Origin of the sequence: Sphaerisporangium sp. B11E5 (assembly GCF_039871875.1) — a bacterium.
Taxonomy (GTDB): Bacteria; Actinomycetota; Actinomycetes; order Streptosporangiales; family Streptosporangiaceae; genus Sphaerisporangium.
This window is the reverse complement of sequence record NZ_JBDPMD010000030.1, coordinates 12,794-32,184: the sequence shown is the minus strand read 5'-3', so window position 1 is coordinate 32,184 and position 19,391 is coordinate 12,794. Positions and strand designations below refer to the sequence as shown.

The following is a 19,391-nucleotide window of genomic DNA, read 5'->3' as shown; positions in this document are numbered from 1 at the left end:
CGGGGGGTGTCACAGGGCGGTGAGCCGGTCGCTCGCCGGCAGGGAGACGCGCAGGAACAGCGGGCTGCCCACCACGCGGTGCGGGCCGTGCTCCAGCAGCAGGAAGACGGTGGTCAGCGGAAGGGCGAGGTCCTTGGTGAAGAAGCGGGCGTTGGCCGAGTTGACCGAGAACGTGCCGTCGGGCAGCGGGCCCTCGCTGAAGTTGCGCAGCGAGCAGTCGAGCAGCAGCCTGCGACCGCCCGCCTTGCCGGTGATCGTGACCAGCCCGTCCACCGTGGGGTCGTCCAGCGGCTTGGCGACCTTGAACATGCCGCTGTGGTGGAAGTACGGCGCGCAGACACCGGCCGCCAGTGCCTCCAGCGGGGGGATCGGCCGCTCGTGCGCCAGCGCGACCAGCACCTTGCGCAGCTTCTCGGTGTACGACTGCTTGACCTTGACCTCACGCTGCACCCGGCCGGTGCGCCCGTACCCGGCACCGCCCTTGAACAGCGTGACGACCTGCGGCACACCCCAGTCGGCGACCGCGTCCGCCTTCACCGTGTTCTCGCGGCTCCTGGTCTCGACGACCTCGTTGAGCGCCCCCGGGTCGACCTGCTCGTACAACTGATCGATCTTGTTCCGGGAGATGTAGCAGAAGTAGGCGATGCGCCCCCCGTCGCCGTCCCCGGCTCTGCCCGCACCCGGCTCGCCGTCCCGCGAGAACATCCGCATCCATCTCGGCACAAGCCCAGCGTAGCGAGGACATCACGGGGACGAGCGGCCCTCTCGTCACGAACCCGCGGGGTTTACCCGGTGTCTCCAGCAGATCACATGGTTGGGGTAGCGACGAACAGTCACCCGCGAGTCCGAGCCCCCGCGACCGGCAGGGTGACCAGCTCGACGAGATCGTCCAGCCGCACGTACCTCGCCACCTCGGCGATCGACCGGCAGTACGCCACCAGGAAGCCGTACTGCCGCACCCGCAGCAAGGTGTGCCCGTCCAGCCGAATCGCCTCGACCTCGAACCCGTCGCCCCCGACCCATCGTGCCATGGCGGCAGCGTACGAAATCATTGGTCAAAGACGGGCAAAGCCACCGAACGATCTTCAGTGATCGGGGAAATCCCCGCCGATCCCACCGTGAGGTCATAGTGTGAAGGACGTGTCTTACCTCGAAGATCGCGTCGGCATCGTCGAAAAGGACATCGCCGAGATCAAGACCGATATCGCCGACATAAAGTCAGATATCAGTAAATTCAGAAGTGACGTGAATCATCGCTTCGACCTCATTGATGAGCGCTTCGACCTCATTGATGAGCGCTTCGGCACCATTGATGAGCGTTTCGGCACCATTGACGAGCGCTTCGCCGTCGTCAACCGGACGCTCGGCAACATGGAGCGGGGCAACGCCCTCATGCGTGACAGCATCGCCAACCTGGAGGCCGGCCAGATCGAGATGCGACAGCTCCTCGCCCGTGTGGTCGCACGTCTGGAAGGCGTCCCCCAATGATCGGATAACCGGGCGTGGACGAGGGCCGGCGTCGCTGGGTGGGACGCCGGCCCTCGGCGGGGCGTCACATGGCTGGTACGTGGACCTTCTCCAGCCAGGCCTCGTCCCAGGTCTTGCGGTCGATCTGGCCCGTCACCGGCAGGCCCTTGAACTTCTGCATCTGCTTGCAGATGTCCTCGGTCTGCTTGCCGAAGTCGCTGTCGACCTCCAGTTCGGGCCAGCCGCGGTTGTTGACCTGCCGCTGCCACTTGTAGACGTACTCGTTGTTCATGTCGCCCTTCTTCAAGGGAAGGTTAGGCGGCGGCGGCTGGGGCTGGGTGCTCCCGGCCTCCCAGGTCTGCTTCCAGGTGTCCGGGCCCACGATGCCGTCCACCGGGTTGATGCGGTGCTCCTGCTGGAAGTTGGCGCACAGGCGCTTGCTCTCCTTGCCGTAGTCACCGTCGACGACGATGTGCCAGCCACGATCCCGCAGGGCCTGCTGCCATGTCCTCACCCGGTCACCCGAGGTGATCGGCGGGTACTTCAGCGGCGGCGGCTGGTATGGCGGTGCCGTCATGCGTTACCTCCTCAGGTCGGATCGGTGGCCCGAGGGCACGCTTCTTCGCGCCGCCCGTGATCACCGGGCCGTCCGTTTCGAGCGATCCCCGTCAAACGAGGTCTCCCTTCCAGCAGAGCACAGGACAGGACGAAAGGTCTTCTGTCACCGGGCTTTTTGACCGCCGGCTTGAAGCACTGTGACCGGTTTCCTGGGCGAAATCTCGATTCAGGCCGCAACCGTCATTCCCTCTTTAATGCGGACTTCCGTAGAACCTAGAGACTTCTTCTACGGACAGCGCTGTCCACGGCGGCCCCCCTTGCGGCGGCGGCCGATGCGGGAAGACTCCCGGCAAGCCGGCGATCGACCACGAACCGACACCCCGCGACCGGGGCTGCAGCGGGCTAGATCGCCTCTTTGGCCAGGAGCGCCACCATCTCCACGTATGCGTCTGGACTTGATGCGGCCGCTCTCCCCTCTGCCCGGCGCCCGGCCGCAGCGAAGGCCATGGAGCACGGCCGAGCGCGCCGCGGTGCTCTCCGGCGGCGCGGTTGACTCGGCGTTATCCCGCCATGCAGGTGATGGGCGACGGAGTCTCGACGGCGCCGCCGTGCCAGCCGATCGCGAATCGCACCGTCACCGAATGACCCGGCAGCAGTACGCCGTTCTGGGTGACGGTCACCGTGGCTCCCGGCAGGTTGTAGCCGTTCAACTGCAGGTAGCTCAGCCCGTTGGGAACCTTGAAGATGACGGTCCACGAGGTGATGGGCGACGTTCCCGTGTTGCGCACCGTCAGTTCGCCCCAGGAGGCCGTCGTCCACTGGAGGAAGAACTGGATCGTCGCTTCGCAGGAGCGCGTACCCGTGGACGGCGACGGGCTGGGCGACGGCGATGGTGAGGGGCTGGGCGTTGGCGAGGGGCACGGGGAAGGGCTGGCCGACGGGGAAGGGCTGGCCGACGGGGAAGGGCTGGCCGACGGGGAAGGGCTGGGCGACGGGGAAGGGCTGGGCGAGGGGGAGACGCTGGGGGTCACCGACGGGCTGGGGGCCGGCGACGGGGAAGGGTCGACCGAAGGGGAGGGGCACGGCGAGGGGCCGCCCGGCGACGAGGGCGACGGGCCGGCCGACGGGGAGCCCCCCGGGCCGGATGGTGAGGCCGACGGGCCGACGGGCGGGATCCGAATGATCAAGTCGTCGCCGGGGCGCGCCGTCCCCCTGCCGTCGCGGTTGCTCGTCGTCACCCAGAGCCAGCCGTCCGGACCGACCGCCACAGTGCGCAGCCGGCCCAGATCTTCTCGCAGTTCGGCCACCGGAGTGCCCACCCTGTTGCCGCCGCCGACCGGCACCGTCCACAGACGCTTACCGGCGAGGGCCGCGGCGAAGAGCGTGCTGTTGGCGTACGCCAGGCCGCTGGGGGACGCCTCGGTACCGCTCCAGGTCACCAGGGGGTTCGTGTAGCTCGGGTTGCCGCACATGCCCTCGCAGGCGGGCCAGCCGTAGTTGTGACCCGGCCGGATGTAGTTGATCTCGTCTGTGGAGTTCTGACCGAATTCTGTGGCGTACAGCAGGCCGGCCTCGTCCCAGGCGAGCCCCTGGACATTGCTGTGGCCGTAACTGTAGACCGGTAAGCCGGAGAACGGGTTGCCCGTGGGGATCGCGCCGTCGCGGGTGATGCGCAGAATCTTGCCGGCGAGGCTCGAGCTCTGGGCGTACGCGGGGTAGCCCGCGTCGCCCGTGGCCACGTACAGCAAACCGTCGGGGCCGAACGCGATGCGCCCGCCGTTGCGGGACTGGCCCCGGGGGATGCCGGCGAGGATCACATGCTGGCTCTGCGGAGCGCTGAGCCGGAACCGGACCACCCGGTTGTCGGAGGCGGAGCTGATGTACGCGTAGACCAACTGGTCCTGCGCGAACGTGGGGGAGAGCGCGATGCCGAGCAGGCCCCCCTCACCTCCGGGGTACACGTTCGGGACCGTGGCCACCTGTACGGGCGAGGAGCCGGGACGCACCCGCGCGATGGTCGCGGTGTCGCGTTCGGAGACGAGGGCGCTGCCGTCGGGGAGGAAAGCCATGCCCCAGGGCACCCGCAGCCCCGCAGTGGCGACCTGTGCCCGGGTGAAGTCGAACCCGCCCGTCGCCGCGCCCACGGCGGCGGGCCGGGACACGACGAGCGCCGTGGCGGCGATCACGGCGCAAAGGACGATGGGGAGTGCCGAGGACAGGTGCTTGGGCATCACACGCTCCAGGGCGGGATGGGAGCCACCGGCTCGTCCCCCCATAGAAGGCGCCGGCCGCGCCCGGGGCAATCATCGGGCGGGCACCCGCTCGCCGATCTGCGCGTACGCCGCCGGCCACGCGCCGGGACGGGAAACTTTCACGCCCCGGCGCGAGGCGCCGTGGGTCGGCGGGCCGCCGGCGGCGGGGTCGGCGGGTCCCTGGGAAGGCCGGTGCGTCGCTCGACATAGCGCTCGGGTGTGATCTGGACGTGCAGCACCGCCGCGTCCGTCCGGTGTTCGGCCGCTCGCCGAGGTGGTGGAGTCGCCCGACGTCGGAAGCAGCGCGTCACCGAGGCCGGCGACGGTGGGCGAGCGCGAACTCTTCCCCGGCGGTGTTGCCGACCCTCTGCGGGCAGGGGATTCGCGGTCTGGTCGGTTGCGGCCTGCCCACCTGTCGGGGGTACGTCACACTCGGCTCACGGCGTGCGCTGAGGGGGCGATTTCATGATCGTGCGCATCTCATGCGCAGTGATCTTGGGACCCAGTCCCACGCTGACCCGTCCTGACCCATGACGTGTTGCATCGCTGCTGGTCAGAAGCTAGATCACCTCTTTGGCCAGGAGCGCCACCATCTCCACGTGGTGGGTCATCGGGAAGGCGTCGAAGGCCCGGATGTCGGCCAGGGGGTAGCCGAGGGCGGCGAACCAGGACAGGTCGCGGGCCAGGGTGGCGGGGTCGCAGGAGACGTAGACGACGCGGGCGGGGTCCAGGGCGGCGACCCGGGTCACCACGTCCTTGCCGAGGCCGGTGCGGGGCGGGTCGGCCACCACGATGTCGGCGCGTTCGACGCCGAGGCGGTCCATGGCGACCTCCACGCGGCCGCGCTCCACGCGGGCCTGGGGGAGGTCGCGCAGGTTGTGGCGGGCGTCCTGCACGGCGTGCGGGTCGGACTCGATGCCGAGCACGGCGCCCTGCGTGCCCACGGCGTCTGCCAGGGCGGCGGTGAACAGGCCTGCGCCGCAGTAGAGGTCCAGGGCCCAGTCGCCGGGGGCGGCGGCGGCGTACTCGGTCACGGCGTCGAGGAGCGCGGCCGTGGCGCCGGGGTGGACCTGCCAGAAGCCGCTGCCGGTGACGCGGTACTCCCGGTCGCCGGCCCGTTCGGTCAGGGCGGCGCGGCCCCGGGCGGCGCGGACGTGGCCGTGGCCCTCGTCCACGAGGACGGCGGCGTCGGCCCCGAGGTCGGGGACGGCGACACGGCGGCGGGGCATCGGGGTGACGACCACGGCGCGTTCGCGGGTGGAGGTCGCGATGGCCTCCACGCCGGTCGCGCCGTGCCAGTCGCCCCGCTCGACGCCGAGGCGCTCGACCTCGGGGTGGGCGATCAGGCAGGCGTCCACCGGCTCGATCTCGTGGGAGCGGTGGCGCCGCAGGCCGGGCACGCCGTCCTTGCCGACGGCGAACTGCACGCGGGTGCGCCAGCCGAGGCCGTCCGGCGCGCCGGGCACCTCCTCGACCTCGATCTTCGTCTCCAGGCCCGCCAGCCGCTGCAACTGCTCGGCGATCACCTCGGCCTTGAGCCGCCGCTGGGCCTCCAGCGAGGCGTGCTGCCAGTCGCAGCCGCCGCACCGCCCTGGCCCGGCGAACGGGCACGGCGGCGTGACGCGGTCCGGCGAGGGGTCGAGGATCTCGACGGCGTCGGCCCGCAGGAACCTCGTGGTCTCGTCGGTGACCTCGGCGAGCACCCGCTCCCCGGGCAGGGCGTGGCGGACGAAGACCACCCGGCCCTCGTGCCTGGCGACGCACCATCCGCCGTTGGCGACCCGCTCGACGTCGAGCTCGATCGGCACTGCCACTCCCCCGTTCACGTCTTCACCTGATCGTCCTTACCGGCCTCAGCGTACGGCCGGCGCACCATCCCGGGCGCGAAGGACTCGGGGCGCCCCTTCAACCGGTCGGACGAGTGGAGCTGCCAGGGCACGCTGGTGACCATGACGCCGGGCTGGAACAGCAGCCGGCCCTTCAGCCGCAGCGCGCTCTGGTTGTGCAACAGATGTTCCCACCAGTGGCCCACCACATACTCGGGGATGAAGACCGTCACCACGTCCCGCGGCGAGCGCCGGCGCAGGTGCTTGACGTACTCCAGCACGGGCCGGGTGATCTCGCGGTACGGCGAGTCGAGGATCTTCAGCGCCACCGGGATGCCCCGTTCCTCCCACTGGCGCTGCAACTGCGCGGCCTCCTCGGCGTCCACGCTGACCGTGATGGCCTCCAGCGTCGAGGGCCGGGTGGCCCGCGCGTACGCCAGGGCGCGCAGCGTCGGCTTGTGGATCTTGGAGAGCAGCACGATGGCGTGGTTGCGTGCCGGGAGCATCGACTCGTCGGCCTCGGCGTCCTCCGGCACGACCAGCTCGGTGGCCACGTTGTCGTAGTGGCGCCGGATGCCGCGCATCATCACGAACAGCACGGCCATCGCCGCGCAGGCGATCCACGCGCCGTGGGTGAACTTCGTGACCAGCACGACGACCAGCACCAGCCCGGTGATCAGCCCGCCGAAGGCGTTGATGGCCCGCGCCCTGATCATGCGGCCCCGGGCCCGGGGGTCGGCGGTGGTGCGCAGCAGGCGGTTCCAGTGGCGCACCATGCCGGTCTGGCTCACGGTGAACGACACGAACACGCCGACGATGTAGAGCTGCACCAGGCGGGTGGTCTCGGCCTGGAAGGCGTAGATCAGCAGCCCGGCCATGGTGGCGAGGATGACGATGCCGTTGCTGAAGGCCAGCCGGTCGCCGCGGGTGTGGAGCTGACGCGGCAGGTAGCGGTTCTGCGCGAGCACCGAGCCGAGCACAGGGAAGCCGTTGAAGGCGGTGTTGGCGGCCAGCACCAGGATCAGCGCCGTCATCGCGGCGATCAGGTAGAACGCCGGGGGGAAGTTGCTGAACACCGTCTGCGCCACCTGGGCGATCACCGGGGCGGGGTGCTCCACCTGGCGGCCGGCCTCGTCAAGCACCACGCTGCCCTGCGAGGGGTCGGCGAACTTGGCCCCGGTGACGTACGCCAGCGCCGTGATGCCGGCGAACATGGAGGCGGCGAGCAGGCCGAGCGCCAGCAGCGTGTTGGCGGCGTTCTTGCCCTTGGGCTTGCGGAACGCCGGCACGCCGTTGCTGATCGCCTCCACACCGGTGAGCGCGGCGCAGCCGGAGGAGAAGGCACGCAGCAACAGGAAGATCAGCGCGAACCCCTCGACGCCCAAACTCTCCCCGGTCACCGTGTACCCGGCGGTGGGCGCCCGCAGCTCCGCGCCGGACGCCAGGCGCAGCCCGCCCCAGAGCATCAGCCCGAAGATGCTGATCATGAAGGCGTACGTCGGGATCGCGAACGCGAGGCCCGACTCCCTGATGCCGCGCAGGTTCATCACCGTCAGCAGCGCGACGATCACCAGCGCCGCCGCCACCTTGCGGTCGGCGAGGAACGGCAGCGCCGCCGCGAGGTTCTCCACGCCCGAGGACACCGACACCGCGACGGTGAGCACGTAGTCGACCATCAGGGCGCTCGCCACGACCAGGCCGTAGTTGGAGCCGAGGTTGACGGTGGCGACCTCGAAATCGCCGCCGCCGCTCGTGTACGCGCGGACGTTCTGGCGGTACGACGCCACCACGGTGAGCAGGATGATCACGACGCCGGCCGCGATCCACGGGGTGAAGTGATAGGCGGCGAGGCCCGCGACACCCAGGGTGATCAGGATCTCCTGCGGGGCGTACGCGACCGACGACAGGGCGTCACTGGCGAAGACGGGCAGGGCGATGCGCTTGGGCAGCAACTGTTCGTGCGCCTGGGCACTGCGCAGGGCCCGGCCCACGAGCACCCGCTTGACCATGTCGGCTACTTTCGCCACGACTGACGATGCTAGTCGCCAACAGTCATGCGCCTCACACGGCGTTCACCCGACCGGCCATACTTGGGCTGATAGCTGTACAACGTCCGGGAAACCGCCGCATCGGAGCGAACCGCGGGGGAACATGCACATCGTCATCATGGGATGCGGCCGGGTCGGGTCGACCCTCGCCCACATCCTCGAAGACAACGGCCATTCGGTCGCCATCATCGACCGCGACCCTCAGGCCTTCCGGCGCCTTCGCGCCGGGTTCCGCGGGCGCCGGGTCACCGGCATCGGTTTCGACCGGGACGTGCTGGAGGAGGCCGGCATCGAGTCGGCGACGGCGTACGTCGCGGTGAGCAGCGGCGACAACTCCAACATCATCTCCGCCCGGGTGGCCCGCGAGACGTTCGGCGTGGACAACGTGGTGGCCCGCATCTACGACCCCCGGCGCGCGGAGGTCTACCAGCGGCTCGGCATCCCCACCGTGGCGACGGTGCGGTGGACGGCCGACCAGATCCTGCGGCGGGTGCTCCCCGAGGGCGCCGAGCCGCTGTGGCGTGACCCCACCGGCACGGTCACGCTGTCCGAGGTGGCCTACAACCCGGCCTGGATCGGCACCAGGACCGCCACCCTGGAGGTGCTGGCGGGCACCCGGGTGGCGTTCCTCAACCGCATGGGCGAGACCGTGCTGCCCCGCCACGACACGGTGCTCCAGGAGGGCGACATCCTGCACGTGATCTCCGCGGACAACGACATGGACCGGATCAACAAGGTGCTCGCCGCCCCGCCGGAAGAGGAGACAGGCTGATGCGCGTCACGATCGCCGGCGCCGGCGCGGTCGGCCGGTCCATCGCGGCCGAGCTGCTGGAGAACGGCCACGAGGTCCTGCTCATCGACATCGACCCCAAGGCCATCAAGATCGACAGCGTGCCCCGGGCCGAGTGGCTGCTCGCCGACGCGTGCGAGATCTCCTCGCTGGACGAGGCGGGGCTGAACAACTGCCACGTGGTGATCGCCGCCAGCGGGGACGACAAGGTCAACCTGGTGGTGTCGCTGCTCGCCAAGACCGAGTACGGCGTGCCGCGCGTGGTGGCCCGGATCAACCACCCGAAGAACGAGTGGCTGTTCAACGAGTCGTGGGGCGTGGACGTCGCCGTCTCCACGCCGCGCCTGCTGTCGGCCCTGGTCGAGGAGGCCGTCAGCGTGGGCGACCTGGTGCGGCTGATGACGTTCCGGCAGGGCCAGGCCAACCTGGTGGAGCTGACGCTGCCCGAGGACGCCCCGGTGGTCGGCCAGCGCGCCGGGTCGGTGCCGTGGCCGAGGGACGCGGCACTGGTGGCGATCCTGCGCGAGGGCCGGGTGCTGGTGCCGTCCGACGACGACCCCCTGGAAGCCGGCGACGAGCTGCTGTTCGTGGCCAGCCAGGAGGTCGAGCAGGAACTGGCCCACCTGCTCGCCCCGCAGCACCACTGATCCGCCCGGCGGCCCCGGACGGAGCCGGGCAGCGTGGCCGGAGAGACTCCCCGCAGCGGCGGGGTCAGGCCCCCGCGGCCGGCGGGGGCGGGGCTATCGGGGTGCGGCCGCGGGCGAGCACCCAGACCATGGCGGCGAGGGCGGCCACCTGGAACGGCCAGCCGAGCACGATCTTGGCCACGCCGAGCACGGCCACCTGGTCGGCCCAGTAGAGCGGGAGCTGCACGGCCACGCGCAGCAGGCACGGCAGGATCAGCAGCCAGGTGAGCCGCGAGCACAGCCGCACGATGCCGGGGTCGCTCCGCCAGCCGACCGGGTCGCCGGTCACCGAGCCGATCAGGAAACCCACCACGGGCCACCGGACCGCGATGGACACCATCATGGCGACGGCGTACGCGCCGTTGTACCAGATGCCGGGCAGGAAGACGTCCTTGGCCTCGCCGGAGCGGGAGGCCAGCAGCGCGCCGATGCCGATGCCGATCAGGCTGTTCAGCACGAACTGCGGCGTGCTGCGCTGCGCGATGCGGACGATCAGCAGCAGCACCGCCGCGCCGATGCCGATCATCAGCGAGGTCTTGAGCTGCTCGGTGCTGATCCACGACACGGTGAACGCGATGGTCGGCACCGCCGCCTCGACGATGCCGCGCACCCCGCCGAGCGCCTTGGCGAGCTGCGCCCTGATGGCCGACTCGACCGTGTCGTGCGCCCTGACCTCCTCGGCGGTCGTGTCGGGCCCGATCACCGGCGCACCGGGTCCCGGCTCGGCCTGTCCACTCATCGCACGCTCCCCGCCACGTCGTCTCGCACCGGCCACACTCTCTTGTCGTCCGCGACCCGCCCGGTCACTCGCCGCTCGCCGGGCGCAGTTCGTAGCGGGGATTGAAAATCACTTTGCGCCCGTCCTGAATGCTCACCAGGCCCTCGGCGCGCACCACACGTCCCGGCTCGATCCCGATGATCTTGCGGCGGCCGAGCCAGACCAGGTCGACCACGTCGGACCCGTCGTACAGCTCCGCCTCAAGGGACGGCACCCCGCCCCGCGGGCGCAGGGTGACGGTGCGGAGGGTGCCCGCGACGCAGAACCTGCGCCGCTGCCCGCACGACGCGATGGGTGTCGCGCCGTGACGGTCCAGATCCTCCTGGAGCTCCGCGGCCTCCAGCTCTGCCTGGCTCGTCGCCAGGCGGCGGAAGAACCCGCGCAGCCCGCGTTTGACGGGCTCCGCAGTACTCATCGTCGCTCACTCCTCAAGGCACGCCTGCTGCGGTCTTGCCCGCAGGATACGTCAGCGGACCTCGGTGATCTCAGGTCCCCGGTGGAACGGGTCGAGCGGCGGCCTGCCGTCCTTGGCGGCCTCCTGCTCAACGGCCTGCCGGGCCTCGGTGGGCAGCCGCAACTCGATGGGTTCTTTCGGGGCCATCGGCTGGTCGCCGCGCACCACGACGATGTCGCGCATGACGTCCTCGAGGACCTTGGCGGCCTCGGGGTCGGCGATGGCGCGCCCGCTGATCACCCCGCGCAGGAACCAGCGCGGGCCGTCCACGCCGACGAACCTGACGGGCTGGAGCTCGCCCTCCTGCTTGATCCTGGCGGCCAGTTCGGGGCCGAACGGGCCCTCCTGCTCCTCGCAGGAGCCCCCTGCGGCGGTGAGCTCGCGGGCGAGGTCGGCGCGGACCTCGCCCCAGATGCCGTTGCGCTTCGGCGCGGCGAACGCGTGCACCTGCAGCGCGCTCTCGTTCACCAGCACGACGGCGCCGACGATGCGGTCACCGGCGACGTTGAGCTGCACCTCGAACCCCGGGCCGATCGGCAGCCGCAGGCCGCCGAGATCGACACGCTCGGTCTCCGGATGCGCCTCGTCGGCGTCCCACGGTCCCGACTCGCGGGCGGGGACCGGCGCCTCCTCGGCGGCCGGAGCCGTCACCTCTTCTTCCGCTGCATGGCGGCGGCGTCGGAACACTGTCCTTCACACTCCTCTATTGCCTTATCGCCTTGTATCGCCTGTGTGGTCCGGTGTGGTCCGTACCGGCTCAGCGGCCCGTGGAGCCGAACCCGTCGGCGCCGCGCGCCGAGCCGGGCAGCCGCTCCACCTCGTAGAAGGCCGCCTTCTCCACCCGCTGCACGACGAGCTGGGCGACGCGGTCGCCGCGCCGGATCCGCAAGGAGTCCTTGCGGTCGGTGTTCAGCAGGGTGACCTTGATCTCGCCGCGGTAGCCCGCGTCGACCGTGCCGGGGGCGTTGACCAGTGTGACACCGTACTTGCTGGCGAGCCCCGACCGCGGGTGCACGAACGCGGCGTAGCCGTCGGGCAGCGCGATGGCGACCCCGGTGCCGACCACGGCGCGCTCGCCGGGCAGCAGCTCGACGTCCTGTGCGGCGTACAGATCGGCGCCCGCGTCGCCGGGATGGGCGTACGACGGCAGCGGGAGCTCCGGGTCGAGCCGCCGGATCAGCACCTCGATCATCTGTTCACCTTGTCATGGCGCAACGGGGTCACACGTCGAGACCTTACCCGCTGCGCTGCGCCGACACGTCCTCCCCCGTCCGCCTGGCCGGACCGGCGGCGGGCACCGCCCCGGACGGCTCCGGCGCCACGGCGTCCGCGAGCTCCGCGGGCTCCGCCGGCGCGGCGGCGCCCGCCCCGGGGGGTGGCGGCTGCGGCTCGTGCGGCGGCGGAGGCAGCAGTTCCGGCGGCGCGGCGCGCAACGCGGGCAACGCCCGGTAGAGCACCGCGGCGATCGGCACGGCGATGGCGGCACCCGCGATGCCGCCGAGAATGCCGCCCACCGCCAGCACCAGGATGATCGCCAGCGGGTGGAACTGCACCGCCCGCCCGACGATCAGCGGCTGGAGCACATGGTTCTCGAGCTGCTGCTCGATGACGAGGATGCCGACGAACACCAGGGCGTACACGATGCCCTTGGCGCCCAGGGTGACCAGCGCGGCCAGGCCGCCGGCGAAGAAGATGCCGACGATGGGGATGAAGCTCGCCAGGAAGATCAGCACGGCCAGCGGCGCCCACAGCGGCACGCCCATGCCGAACAGCACGATGCCGATGACCAGGCCGTGGATGGCCGCGACCACCACCGTGCCGTGGATGTACTGCGAGAGCGTGACCCAGGCGGCCCGTCCGGCGCGGTCCACCCGGGGCGCCGTGGAGCCGAACGCCCGCAGGAACCACGACCAGATCTTGTCGCCGTCCTTGAGCAGGAAGAACGTGACGAACAGCAGCAGCACGATGGCGGCGAGCGCCTCCACGAACCTCGCCGCGGTGGACAGCAGCGTGGTGGTGATGGCGGCGCGCTGGGCGTCCGCCTGGCGGGCCAGCTCGTCCACGAGGCCGGTGAGCTGAGCCTTCTGCAGGTGGAACGGCCCGGTGAGCAGCCAGGTCTCCACCTCGCGCGCGGTCTTCTGCACCTGGGTGACCAGGCGGGGGAACTCGTCGTTGGCGCGGGTGCCGATGATGACGCCGAGGCCGACGATCACGGCGAAGGCCAGCAGCATGGTGGACCACGTCGCCCAGATGGGGCGCATACCGAACCGCAGGAACTGCCGGGTGACCGGGTAGAGCAGGGCGGTGAGCAGCAGGGCGATGGCCAGGGGCAGGGCCACGAAACTGAGGTGGACGAGGATCTGCGCGGTGAAGTAGATCACCACGCCGATCACGATCAGCCGCCAGCTCCAGGAGGCCATCGCCGCCAGCACGGCCGGCACCCGCCGCTCGTCTGTTCCCTGTTCCGTGATCACGCCTCCAGACTGGCACGCCGGGCCTCGGAACGCGCGCGGATTACCGGCGCGTTCCGGGCCCGGTTCACGATTCACCGGCCTCGCTGCCTGGGCATATATCCAGATTAATCGGGATTAATGGTGGCGCGTCCGGCGGACGTCGGGGGCGTCAGCCGGCGAGAGTGACCTCGATGCGTGGCTCGGCGCCCTCGGGGTCAAGGAGGAACTCCTCGACCACGCCCGCCGCGCACAGGTCGTCGCGGGCCGAGCCGATCAGCCCGGCGTCCGGGCCCGCGACGTTCAGCAGCGCCACGCCGGCCCGCATGGACACCCGGGCGGTGGACTTGGCCCTGCGGATCTCCCTGAGCACCTCGGAGACCGCCGGGAGCAGGCCGGGGTCTCCCCCGGCGCCCGCCTCGGACGGGACCGGCCAGGGGGCGCGGTGCACCGTGCCGGGGCGCCACCACGACCAGACCTCCTCGGTCACGAACGGCAGGAACGGCGCGAACAGCCGCAGCAGCACGTCCAGCGCCCGCCGCAGCGCCGCCCGGGCCGAGCGGGCGCCGTCGTCGGAGCCGTAGGCCCGCGACTTCACCAGTTCCAGGTAGTCGTCGCAGAACTCCCAGAAGAACCGCTCGGTGCCCTCCAGCGCCCGCGTGTAGTCGTAGGACTCCAGGGCGGCGGTGGCGTCCTCGACGACCGCCGCCAGCCGGGCCAGCATCGACAGGTCCAGCGCCTCGGTGACCTCGCCGCCGTCCTCGCCCACGCCGAACCCCAGCGCGAACCGCGAGGCGTTCAGGATCTTGATGGCGAGGCGGCGCCCGACCTTGATCTGACCGGTCTCGAACGCCGTGTCCGTGCCGGGACGCCCCCCGGCGGCCCAGTAGCGCACCGCGTCGGAGCCGTACTCCTCCAGCAGGCCCATGGGCGTGGTGGCGTTGCCCTTGGACTTGGACATCTTCTTGCGGTCGGGGTCCAGGATCCAGCCGGAGATCGCGGCGTTGCGCCAGGGCAGCACGCCGTTCTCCAGGTGCGCCCGCACCACCGAGGCGAACAGCCACGTGCGGATGATCTCGTGGGCCTGCGGGCGCAGGTCCATCGGGAACACCCGCGCGAACAGGTCGGGGTCGCGCTCCCAGCCGGACACGATGAACGGCGACATCGACGAGGTGGCCCAGGTGTCCATCACGTCGGGGTCCCCGGCGAAGCCGTACGGCTTGCCGCGCCGGTCCTCGCTGTACCCGGGCGGCGCGTCGCTCGAGGGGTCCACCGGCAGCGCGTCCTCCGGCGGCACGATCGGCGCGTCGTGGATCGGCTCCCCGGTGGCGTCCAGCGGGTACCACACGGGGATCGGCACGCCGAAGAACCGCTGGCGGGAGATCAGCCAGTCGCCCGCGAGGCCCCGCACCCAGTTCTCGTAGCGCACCCGCATGTACGGCGGGTGCCAGCTCAGCTCGCGGCCCCGCTCAAGCAGCGCCTCGCGCAGGCCGGCGTCCCTGCCGCCGTTGCGGATGTACCACTGCCGGGTGGGGATGATCTCCAGCGGCCGGTCGCCCTTCTCGTAGAACTTCACCGGGCGGCTGACCGGCCGGGGGACGCCCTCCAAAGCGCCGCTCTCGCGGAGCATCTCGGCCACGCGCTCGCGTGCGCCGTGCACGGTGCGGCCGGCCAGCTCGGCGTACGGCCCGGCGGGCACGCCCTGCGGCGGGGTGGCGAGCACCCGGCCGTCCCAGCCGATGACGGGCCGGGTGGGCAGGTCCAGCTCGCGCCACCACACGACGTCGGCGACGTCGCCGAAGGTGCAGATCATCGCGATACCCGAGCCCTTGTCGCGCTCGGCCAGGGGGTGCGCCACCACGGGCACCTCGACGCCGAACACCGGTGTGGTCACCATGGCGCCGACCAAGGGCCGGTAACGCTCGTCGTCGGGGTGGGCGACCAGGGCCACGCACGCGGGCAGCAGCTCGGGCCGGGTGGTCTCGATGACCACGCCGTCGGCGTACGGCGTGCCGGGCACGCCGCCGAACCTGACGCGGTGGAACGCCCCCGGCCATTCGCGGTCCTCCAGCTCGGCCTGCGCGACGGCGGTGCGGAACCCGACGTCCCACAGCGTGGGGCCCTCGGCGGCGTACGCCTCGCCGCGGGCGAGGTTGCGCAGGAAGGCCCGCTGGGACGCGGCGCGCGAGGCCGCGTCGATGGTCGCGTACGTCATCGACCAGTCGACCGACAGGCCGAGCCGCCGCCACAGCTCCTCGTACGCCTTCTCGTCCTCGGCGGTGAGCCGCTCGCACAGCGCGATGAAGTTGCGCCGCGACACTCCCACGGGGCGCTTGGGGTCGGGCCGCTCCGGGGGCTCGAAAGCCGGGTCGTACGGCAGCGCGGGGTCGCAGCGCACGCCGAAGTTGATCTGCACGCGACGCTCGGTGGGCAGGCCGTTGTCGTCCCAGCCCATGGGATAGAACACCTCGCGCCCGCGCATGCGCTGGAAGCGGGCGACGACGTCGGTGTGGGTGTAGGAGAACACGTGCCCGACGTGCAGCGAGCCGGACACGGTGGGGGGCGGGGTGTCGATCGAGTAGACCTGCTCACGGGTCCTGGTGCGATCGAACCGATAGGTCCCGTCCGCCTCCCAGCGGTCCGCCCATACCTGCTCCAAGCCGTCGAGAGTCGGTTTCTCGGGAATGGCTGCAGGACGCGGTCGCTGTTCGGTCATGCCGCCTTATGGTATGGCGTCGCCCCACAGCGCGTCGTGGGGGTTTAGGGTTCTGCGTAGATCGACGAAGCGAGGGGAGACGGCGTGCCGAGGTCATCGGACGAGGAGAAGCAGGACATGGCCTGGCGCCTCATCGGCGCCGTGGTGGGGCTCGGCGTCGGGTTCGCCGCACGCAAGGCCATCGAGTTCGGCTGGCAGAAGACCACCGGCAAGAAGCCGCCGGCGGACCCCGACTCGCTGGAGACCAGCCTGGTCGAGGCGGTCGGCTTCGCCGTGGTGCTCGGCGTCGGCATGGAGGTCGCGCGCATCGTGGCCACCCGCTCGGCGCACAAGCGGTACCGGGCGTGGAAGTCCCTGCCCGCCAAGGCCGAGCGGCTCGCCAAGTCCTGAGGGTACTGCGAGCCCTGAGAGCGCCGAGCACGCTCAGGGCTCCGAGCCGACGCGCGTCAGCGCTCCAGCGCGGCCAGGAAGTCGCCGGCCCAGCGGTCGACGTCGTAGGTCGCGATACGCCTGCGCATGGAGCGCATGCGGCGCGACAGCTCGTGGGGGGTGGCCCGCATCGCGGCGAGCATCTGGCGTTTCAGGCCGTCGGTGTCCCAGGGGTTGACCAGGAAGGAGTGCTTGAGCTCGTCGGCGGCCCCGGCGAACTCGCTGAGCACCAGCGCGCCGCGCAGGTCGTGCCGGCAGGCGACGTACTCCTTGGCCACGAGGTTCATGCCGTCGCGCAGCGGCGTCACCACCATGACGTCGGCGGCGCAGTACAGCGCGGCCAGCTCGTCGCGGCCGTAGGACTGGTGGAAGTAGTTGATCGGCGGCACGCCGAGCATGCCGTACTGGCCGTTGATGCGGCCGACCCGCAGCTCGATCTCGTCGCGCAGGTTGCGGTACTCCTCGACCCGCTCACGGCTCGGGGTGGCGATCTGCACGAACACCGCCTCTCCCGGCTTTATGCTGCGGTCGGCGAGCAGCTCGCCGAACGCCTTCAGCCGCTGGCCGATGCCCTTGGTGTAGTCGAGCCGGTCCACCCCGAGCAGGACGTGCTCGGGCTCGCCGAGCTCGGCGCGGATCTCCTTGGCGCGGGCCAGGATGTGCGGCTCGCGCACCAGCGAGTCCAGCTCCCCGAAGTCGACGGAGATGGGGAACGCCTCGGCGCGCACGGTGCGGTCGCCGTAGGAGATCTCCTGGCGCTGGTTCTGCAGGCCGAGCTGGCGGCGGCACAGCCGGATGAAGTTGGACGCGCCGCCGGGCCGCTGGAAGCCGACCAGGTCGGCGCCGAGCAGGCCCTCCAGGATCTCGCGCCGCCACGGGAGCTGCCAGAACAGCTCGGCGGGCGGGAACGGGATGTGCAGGAAGAAGCCGATCTTCACGTCGGGGCGCAGCGCACGCAACATCGCCGGGACGAGCTGGAGCTGGTAGTCCTGCACCCAGACGACGGCGTTGTCGGCCGCGATGTCGGCGGCGGCGCGGGCGAAGCGCTCGTTGACCGCGCGGTAGGCGTCCCACAACACGCGGGAGTAGACGGGGGTGGCCACCACGTCGTGGTAGAGCGGCCACAGGGTGGCGTTGGAGAAGCCCTCGTAGTACAGCTCCACCTCGTTGGCCGACAGGGGGACCGGGATGAGGTTCATCCCGTCGTGCTCGAACGGCTTCAGCTCCTCGTTGGGGGCGCCGTGCCAGCCCAGCCACGCGCCGTCGCGGCGCTGCATCACCGGAGCGATGGCGGTGACCAGACCCCCGGGACTGCGCCGCCAGGAGGCGGTGCCGTCCGCGGTGATCGTCCGGTCGACGGCCAGCCGGTTCGCGACGATCAGGAATGAGCTGCGCACGCGTCCTCCCTCGTGATCGGTTTGTGACTACCTTACGAAACCGGTCGCAGCTCTCTGTGTGCGGGGCACCGGGATAGTGCGGGCTACATTCCCGGCTTACCTAACTTTCACCCCAGAGGCAGATAAAGACTCATTTACCGGTATCGGAACAGCCGACCGTAAACCAGGGGACACATCGGGCACACAACGGCATGGTGAAGGAAGCGGAAGGGACCGCTGGGACGGAGGAGAAGAAGAGGGGGTGGTGGTCCGGCTAAGGCGCGGGGGGCAGGGCGCGCTGGCGCCGCAGGTCGGCGCGAATGACTTCCGCCAGGCGGCGGGTGGCGATTCTGTTGAGGGCTCCGCCGGCGATGGCGCCGGTCAGGAAGGGTCCGAGAGTGGTCAGATGACGGCCGAGGGTGCGCAACAGACGTTTGCGTAACCCGGCCTTAGCCGCGGCGCCGAGCGCCAGCGTGACCGACGCGGGTGCCAGCGGGTCCACCCCGCGCTGCTTGGACCACGCGACGCTGAACGCCAGGGCCCGCTGGGTGCCGTTGCCCTGCACCTGCACGCCGTACACCGCGTGCAGCTCGGCGATGAGCTTCACCTCGATGGCGGCGACGACGAGCGTCTCCGCCACCAGTTGCGCCGGCGCGGACAGCAGCAGCGGCGGCGCGGCGAACTCGGCGGCGGCGACGGCCCCGCCGACCGCTCCGACGGCCATCGTCGCCTTGCTGGCCGTGCGCACGAGGTCGTCCGCCAGTTGTTCGCCGGTCAGGCCGTAGTGATGTTCCTGAAGCGCCTGGAGATCACGGATCGGCAGCCGCGGCACGATCGACGCGAACAGGTCCGCGAGCCATCGGCCTCCCACACCGCCGGAGGCCTTCGCCTTGCGGGCGGCGTCGGCAAGCGCGAGGCTGAGACGGCCGACCAGCCTGCGCCGCTCGGCGCCGTCCAGCCCCTCGGGCTCGGCGAGCTTGCCCACGATCTCGGCGACCTCCGCGTCGGCCGCCGTCTCGTGCTCCCGTACCGCCGGCACCGGCGCAGCGGGACGCTCCGCCTGCTCCGATGACGCTGACGGCGCCGCCGGCTCCCTCGGCCCCTCCGGCTCGGCGGGCAGGTCCTGCGACGGTCCATCTGCTCCCGATGTCACGGGCCCTCCTCGGAGATGGTCAGGCGGCGCACTCGCGGCAGATCTGCTGGCCGCCCTTGTCGGAGGCGAGCTGGCTGCGGTGGTGCACCAGGAAACACCGCGAGCAGGTGAACTCGTCCGCCTGCCGCGGGATCACGCGAAGCGAGAGCTCCTCGTTCGACAGGTCCGCACCGGGCAGCTCGAGCGACTCGGCGAGATCGGTCTCGTCGATGTCGATGCTCCCCGAGGACTTGTCGGTCCGCCGCGCCTGAAGCTCCTGAAGGCTGTCCTCGTTCAGGTCGTCATCAGTCTTGCGCGGGCTGTCGTAGTCGGTGGCCATTTGCGTACTCCATCCCCCTCATCTATGGCTTGCGCGTCACGCGTCGCGGGTCTGTAACGTCTGGGCGGTCCATCTTGTGCCCGATCTCC

Annotated in this window: 19 protein-coding genes; 4 read left to right on the top strand and 15 right to left on the bottom strand. The window is 70.9% G+C overall.

What is annotated here, in order from left to right; all coding sequences use genetic code 11:
* Positions 1-9: 9 nt before the first annotated feature.
* Together ABGB17_RS24505 and ABGB17_RS24500 are read right to left on the bottom strand one after the other, a co-directional pair.
* A complete protein-coding gene (locus ABGB17_RS24505; protein WP_347633420.1) occupies positions 10-723 on the bottom strand; it encodes a hypothetical protein in 714 nt (237 codons plus the stop codon).
* A 110-nt stretch (positions 724-833) separates the two neighbouring features.
* Complete coding sequence (locus ABGB17_RS24500) at positions 834-1,031, bottom strand: transposase (RefSeq protein WP_347633418.1); 198 nt, start codon at positions 1,029-1,031, stop codon at positions 834-836.
* A gap of 109 nt (positions 1,032-1,140) precedes the next feature.
* On the opposite strand from ABGB17_RS24500, the gene ABGB17_RS24495 reads away from it, so the two are divergent.
* Complete coding sequence (locus ABGB17_RS24495) at positions 1,141-1,488, top strand: hypothetical protein (protein WP_347633416.1); 348 nt, start codon at positions 1,141-1,143, stop codon at positions 1,486-1,488.
* A 64-nt stretch (positions 1,489-1,552) separates the two neighbouring features.
* On the opposite strand, the gene ABGB17_RS24490 is transcribed toward ABGB17_RS24495, so the two are convergent.
* From ABGB17_RS24490 to ABGB17_RS24475, 4 genes are all read right to left on the bottom strand, one after another.
* Entirely contained in the window at positions 1,553-2,044 is a 492-nt protein-coding gene (locus ABGB17_RS24490) for a peptidoglycan-binding protein (protein WP_347633414.1), read from the bottom strand.
* 541 nt (positions 2,045-2,585) lie between these two features.
* Entirely contained in the window at positions 2,586-4,256 is a 1,671-nt protein-coding gene (locus ABGB17_RS24485) for a PQQ-dependent sugar dehydrogenase (protein WP_347633412.1), read from the bottom strand.
* Positions 4,257-4,837: 581 nt separating this feature from the next.
* Complete coding sequence (locus ABGB17_RS24480; protein WP_347633411.1) at positions 4,838-6,085, bottom strand: class I SAM-dependent RNA methyltransferase; 1,248 nt, start codon at positions 6,083-6,085, stop codon at positions 4,838-4,840.
* 14 nt (positions 6,086-6,099) lie between these two features.
* Positions 6,100-8,130, bottom strand: coding sequence for an APC family permease (locus tag ABGB17_RS24475; protein ID WP_347633409.1), 2,031 nt, complete (start codon positions 8,128-8,130; stop codon positions 6,100-6,102).
* A 124-nt stretch (positions 8,131-8,254) separates the two neighbouring features.
* On the opposite strand from ABGB17_RS24475, the gene ABGB17_RS24470 reads away from it, so the two are divergent.
* Together ABGB17_RS24470 and ABGB17_RS24465 are read left to right on the top strand one after the other, a co-directional pair.
* Positions 8,255-8,923 carry a TrkA family potassium uptake protein gene (locus ABGB17_RS24470; protein ID WP_347633407.1) on the top strand — a complete coding sequence of 223 codons (669 nt, stop codon included), beginning with the start codon at positions 8,255-8,257 and terminating at the stop codon, positions 8,921-8,923.
* Positions 8,923-9,588, top strand: a complete 666-nt coding sequence (locus ABGB17_RS24465) for a TrkA family potassium uptake protein (protein ID WP_347633405.1) — start codon at positions 8,923-8,925, stop codon at positions 9,586-9,588. The genes ABGB17_RS24470 and ABGB17_RS24465 overlap by 1 nt, the downstream gene beginning before the upstream one ends.
* A gap of 64 nt (positions 9,589-9,652) precedes the next feature.
* Here the strand turns inward: ABGB17_RS24465 and ABGB17_RS24460 are convergent, their stop codons facing one another.
* The 6 genes from ABGB17_RS24460 to valS form a co-directional block, all read right to left on the bottom strand.
* The gene (locus tag ABGB17_RS24460; protein WP_347633403.1) at positions 9,653-10,366 is read right to left on the bottom strand and encodes a DUF3159 domain-containing protein; all 714 of its coding nucleotides are present in this window, start codon (positions 10,364-10,366) and stop codon (positions 9,653-9,655) included.
* Positions 10,367-10,430: 64 nt separating this feature from the next.
* Positions 10,431-10,820: an OB-fold nucleic acid binding domain-containing protein gene (locus ABGB17_RS24455; protein ID WP_347633401.1), complete on the bottom strand. Its 390-nt coding sequence runs from the start codon at positions 10,818-10,820 to the stop codon at positions 10,431-10,433.
* A 51-nt stretch (positions 10,821-10,871) separates the two neighbouring features.
* Positions 10,872-11,510 (bottom strand): DUF3710 domain-containing protein, encoded by a 639-nt coding sequence (locus ABGB17_RS24450; protein ID WP_347633399.1) that lies wholly within the window; start codon positions 11,508-11,510, stop codon positions 10,872-10,874.
* Between the two features lie 106 nt (positions 11,511-11,616).
* Complete coding sequence (gene dut / locus ABGB17_RS24445) at positions 11,617-12,051, bottom strand: dUTP diphosphatase (protein ID WP_347633397.1); 435 nt, start codon at positions 12,049-12,051, stop codon at positions 11,617-11,619.
* A 43-nt stretch (positions 12,052-12,094) separates the two neighbouring features.
* Complete coding sequence (locus tag ABGB17_RS24440; protein ID WP_347633395.1) at positions 12,095-13,333, bottom strand: AI-2E family transporter; 1,239 nt, start codon at positions 13,331-13,333, stop codon at positions 12,095-12,097.
* A gap of 148 nt (positions 13,334-13,481) precedes the next feature.
* Positions 13,482-16,025, bottom strand: coding sequence for a valine--tRNA ligase (gene valS, locus ABGB17_RS24435; RefSeq protein WP_347633393.1), 2,544 nt, complete (start codon positions 16,023-16,025; stop codon positions 13,482-13,484).
* Between the two features lie 84 nt (positions 16,026-16,109).
* Between valS and ABGB17_RS24430 the strand changes: the two genes are divergently transcribed.
* Positions 16,110-16,415: a DUF4235 domain-containing protein gene (locus ABGB17_RS24430; protein WP_347633391.1), complete on the top strand. Its 306-nt coding sequence runs from the start codon at positions 16,110-16,112 to the stop codon at positions 16,413-16,415.
* A 56-nt stretch (positions 16,416-16,471) separates the two neighbouring features.
* On the opposite strand, the gene ABGB17_RS24425 is transcribed toward ABGB17_RS24430, so the two are convergent.
* The 3 genes from ABGB17_RS24425 to ABGB17_RS24415 all read right to left on the bottom strand — a co-directional run bounded on the left by ABGB17_RS24425 (position 16,472) and on the right by ABGB17_RS24415 (position 19,302).
* Positions 16,472-17,851 carry a trehalose-6-phosphate synthase gene (locus ABGB17_RS24425; RefSeq protein WP_347633389.1) on the bottom strand — a complete coding sequence of 460 codons (1,380 nt, stop codon included), beginning with the start codon at positions 17,849-17,851 and terminating at the stop codon, positions 16,472-16,474.
* Positions 17,852-18,104: 253 nt separating this feature from the next.
* Positions 18,105-18,983: a hypothetical protein gene (locus ABGB17_RS24420; RefSeq protein ID WP_347633387.1), complete on the bottom strand. Its 879-nt coding sequence runs from the start codon at positions 18,981-18,983 to the stop codon at positions 18,105-18,107.
* Between the two features lie 19 nt (positions 18,984-19,002).
* Positions 19,003-19,302 carry a DUF4193 domain-containing protein gene (locus tag ABGB17_RS24415; protein WP_347633385.1) on the bottom strand — a complete coding sequence of 100 codons (300 nt, stop codon included), beginning with the start codon at positions 19,300-19,302 and terminating at the stop codon, positions 19,003-19,005.
* Between the last annotated feature and the right edge of the window lie 89 nt (positions 19,303-19,391).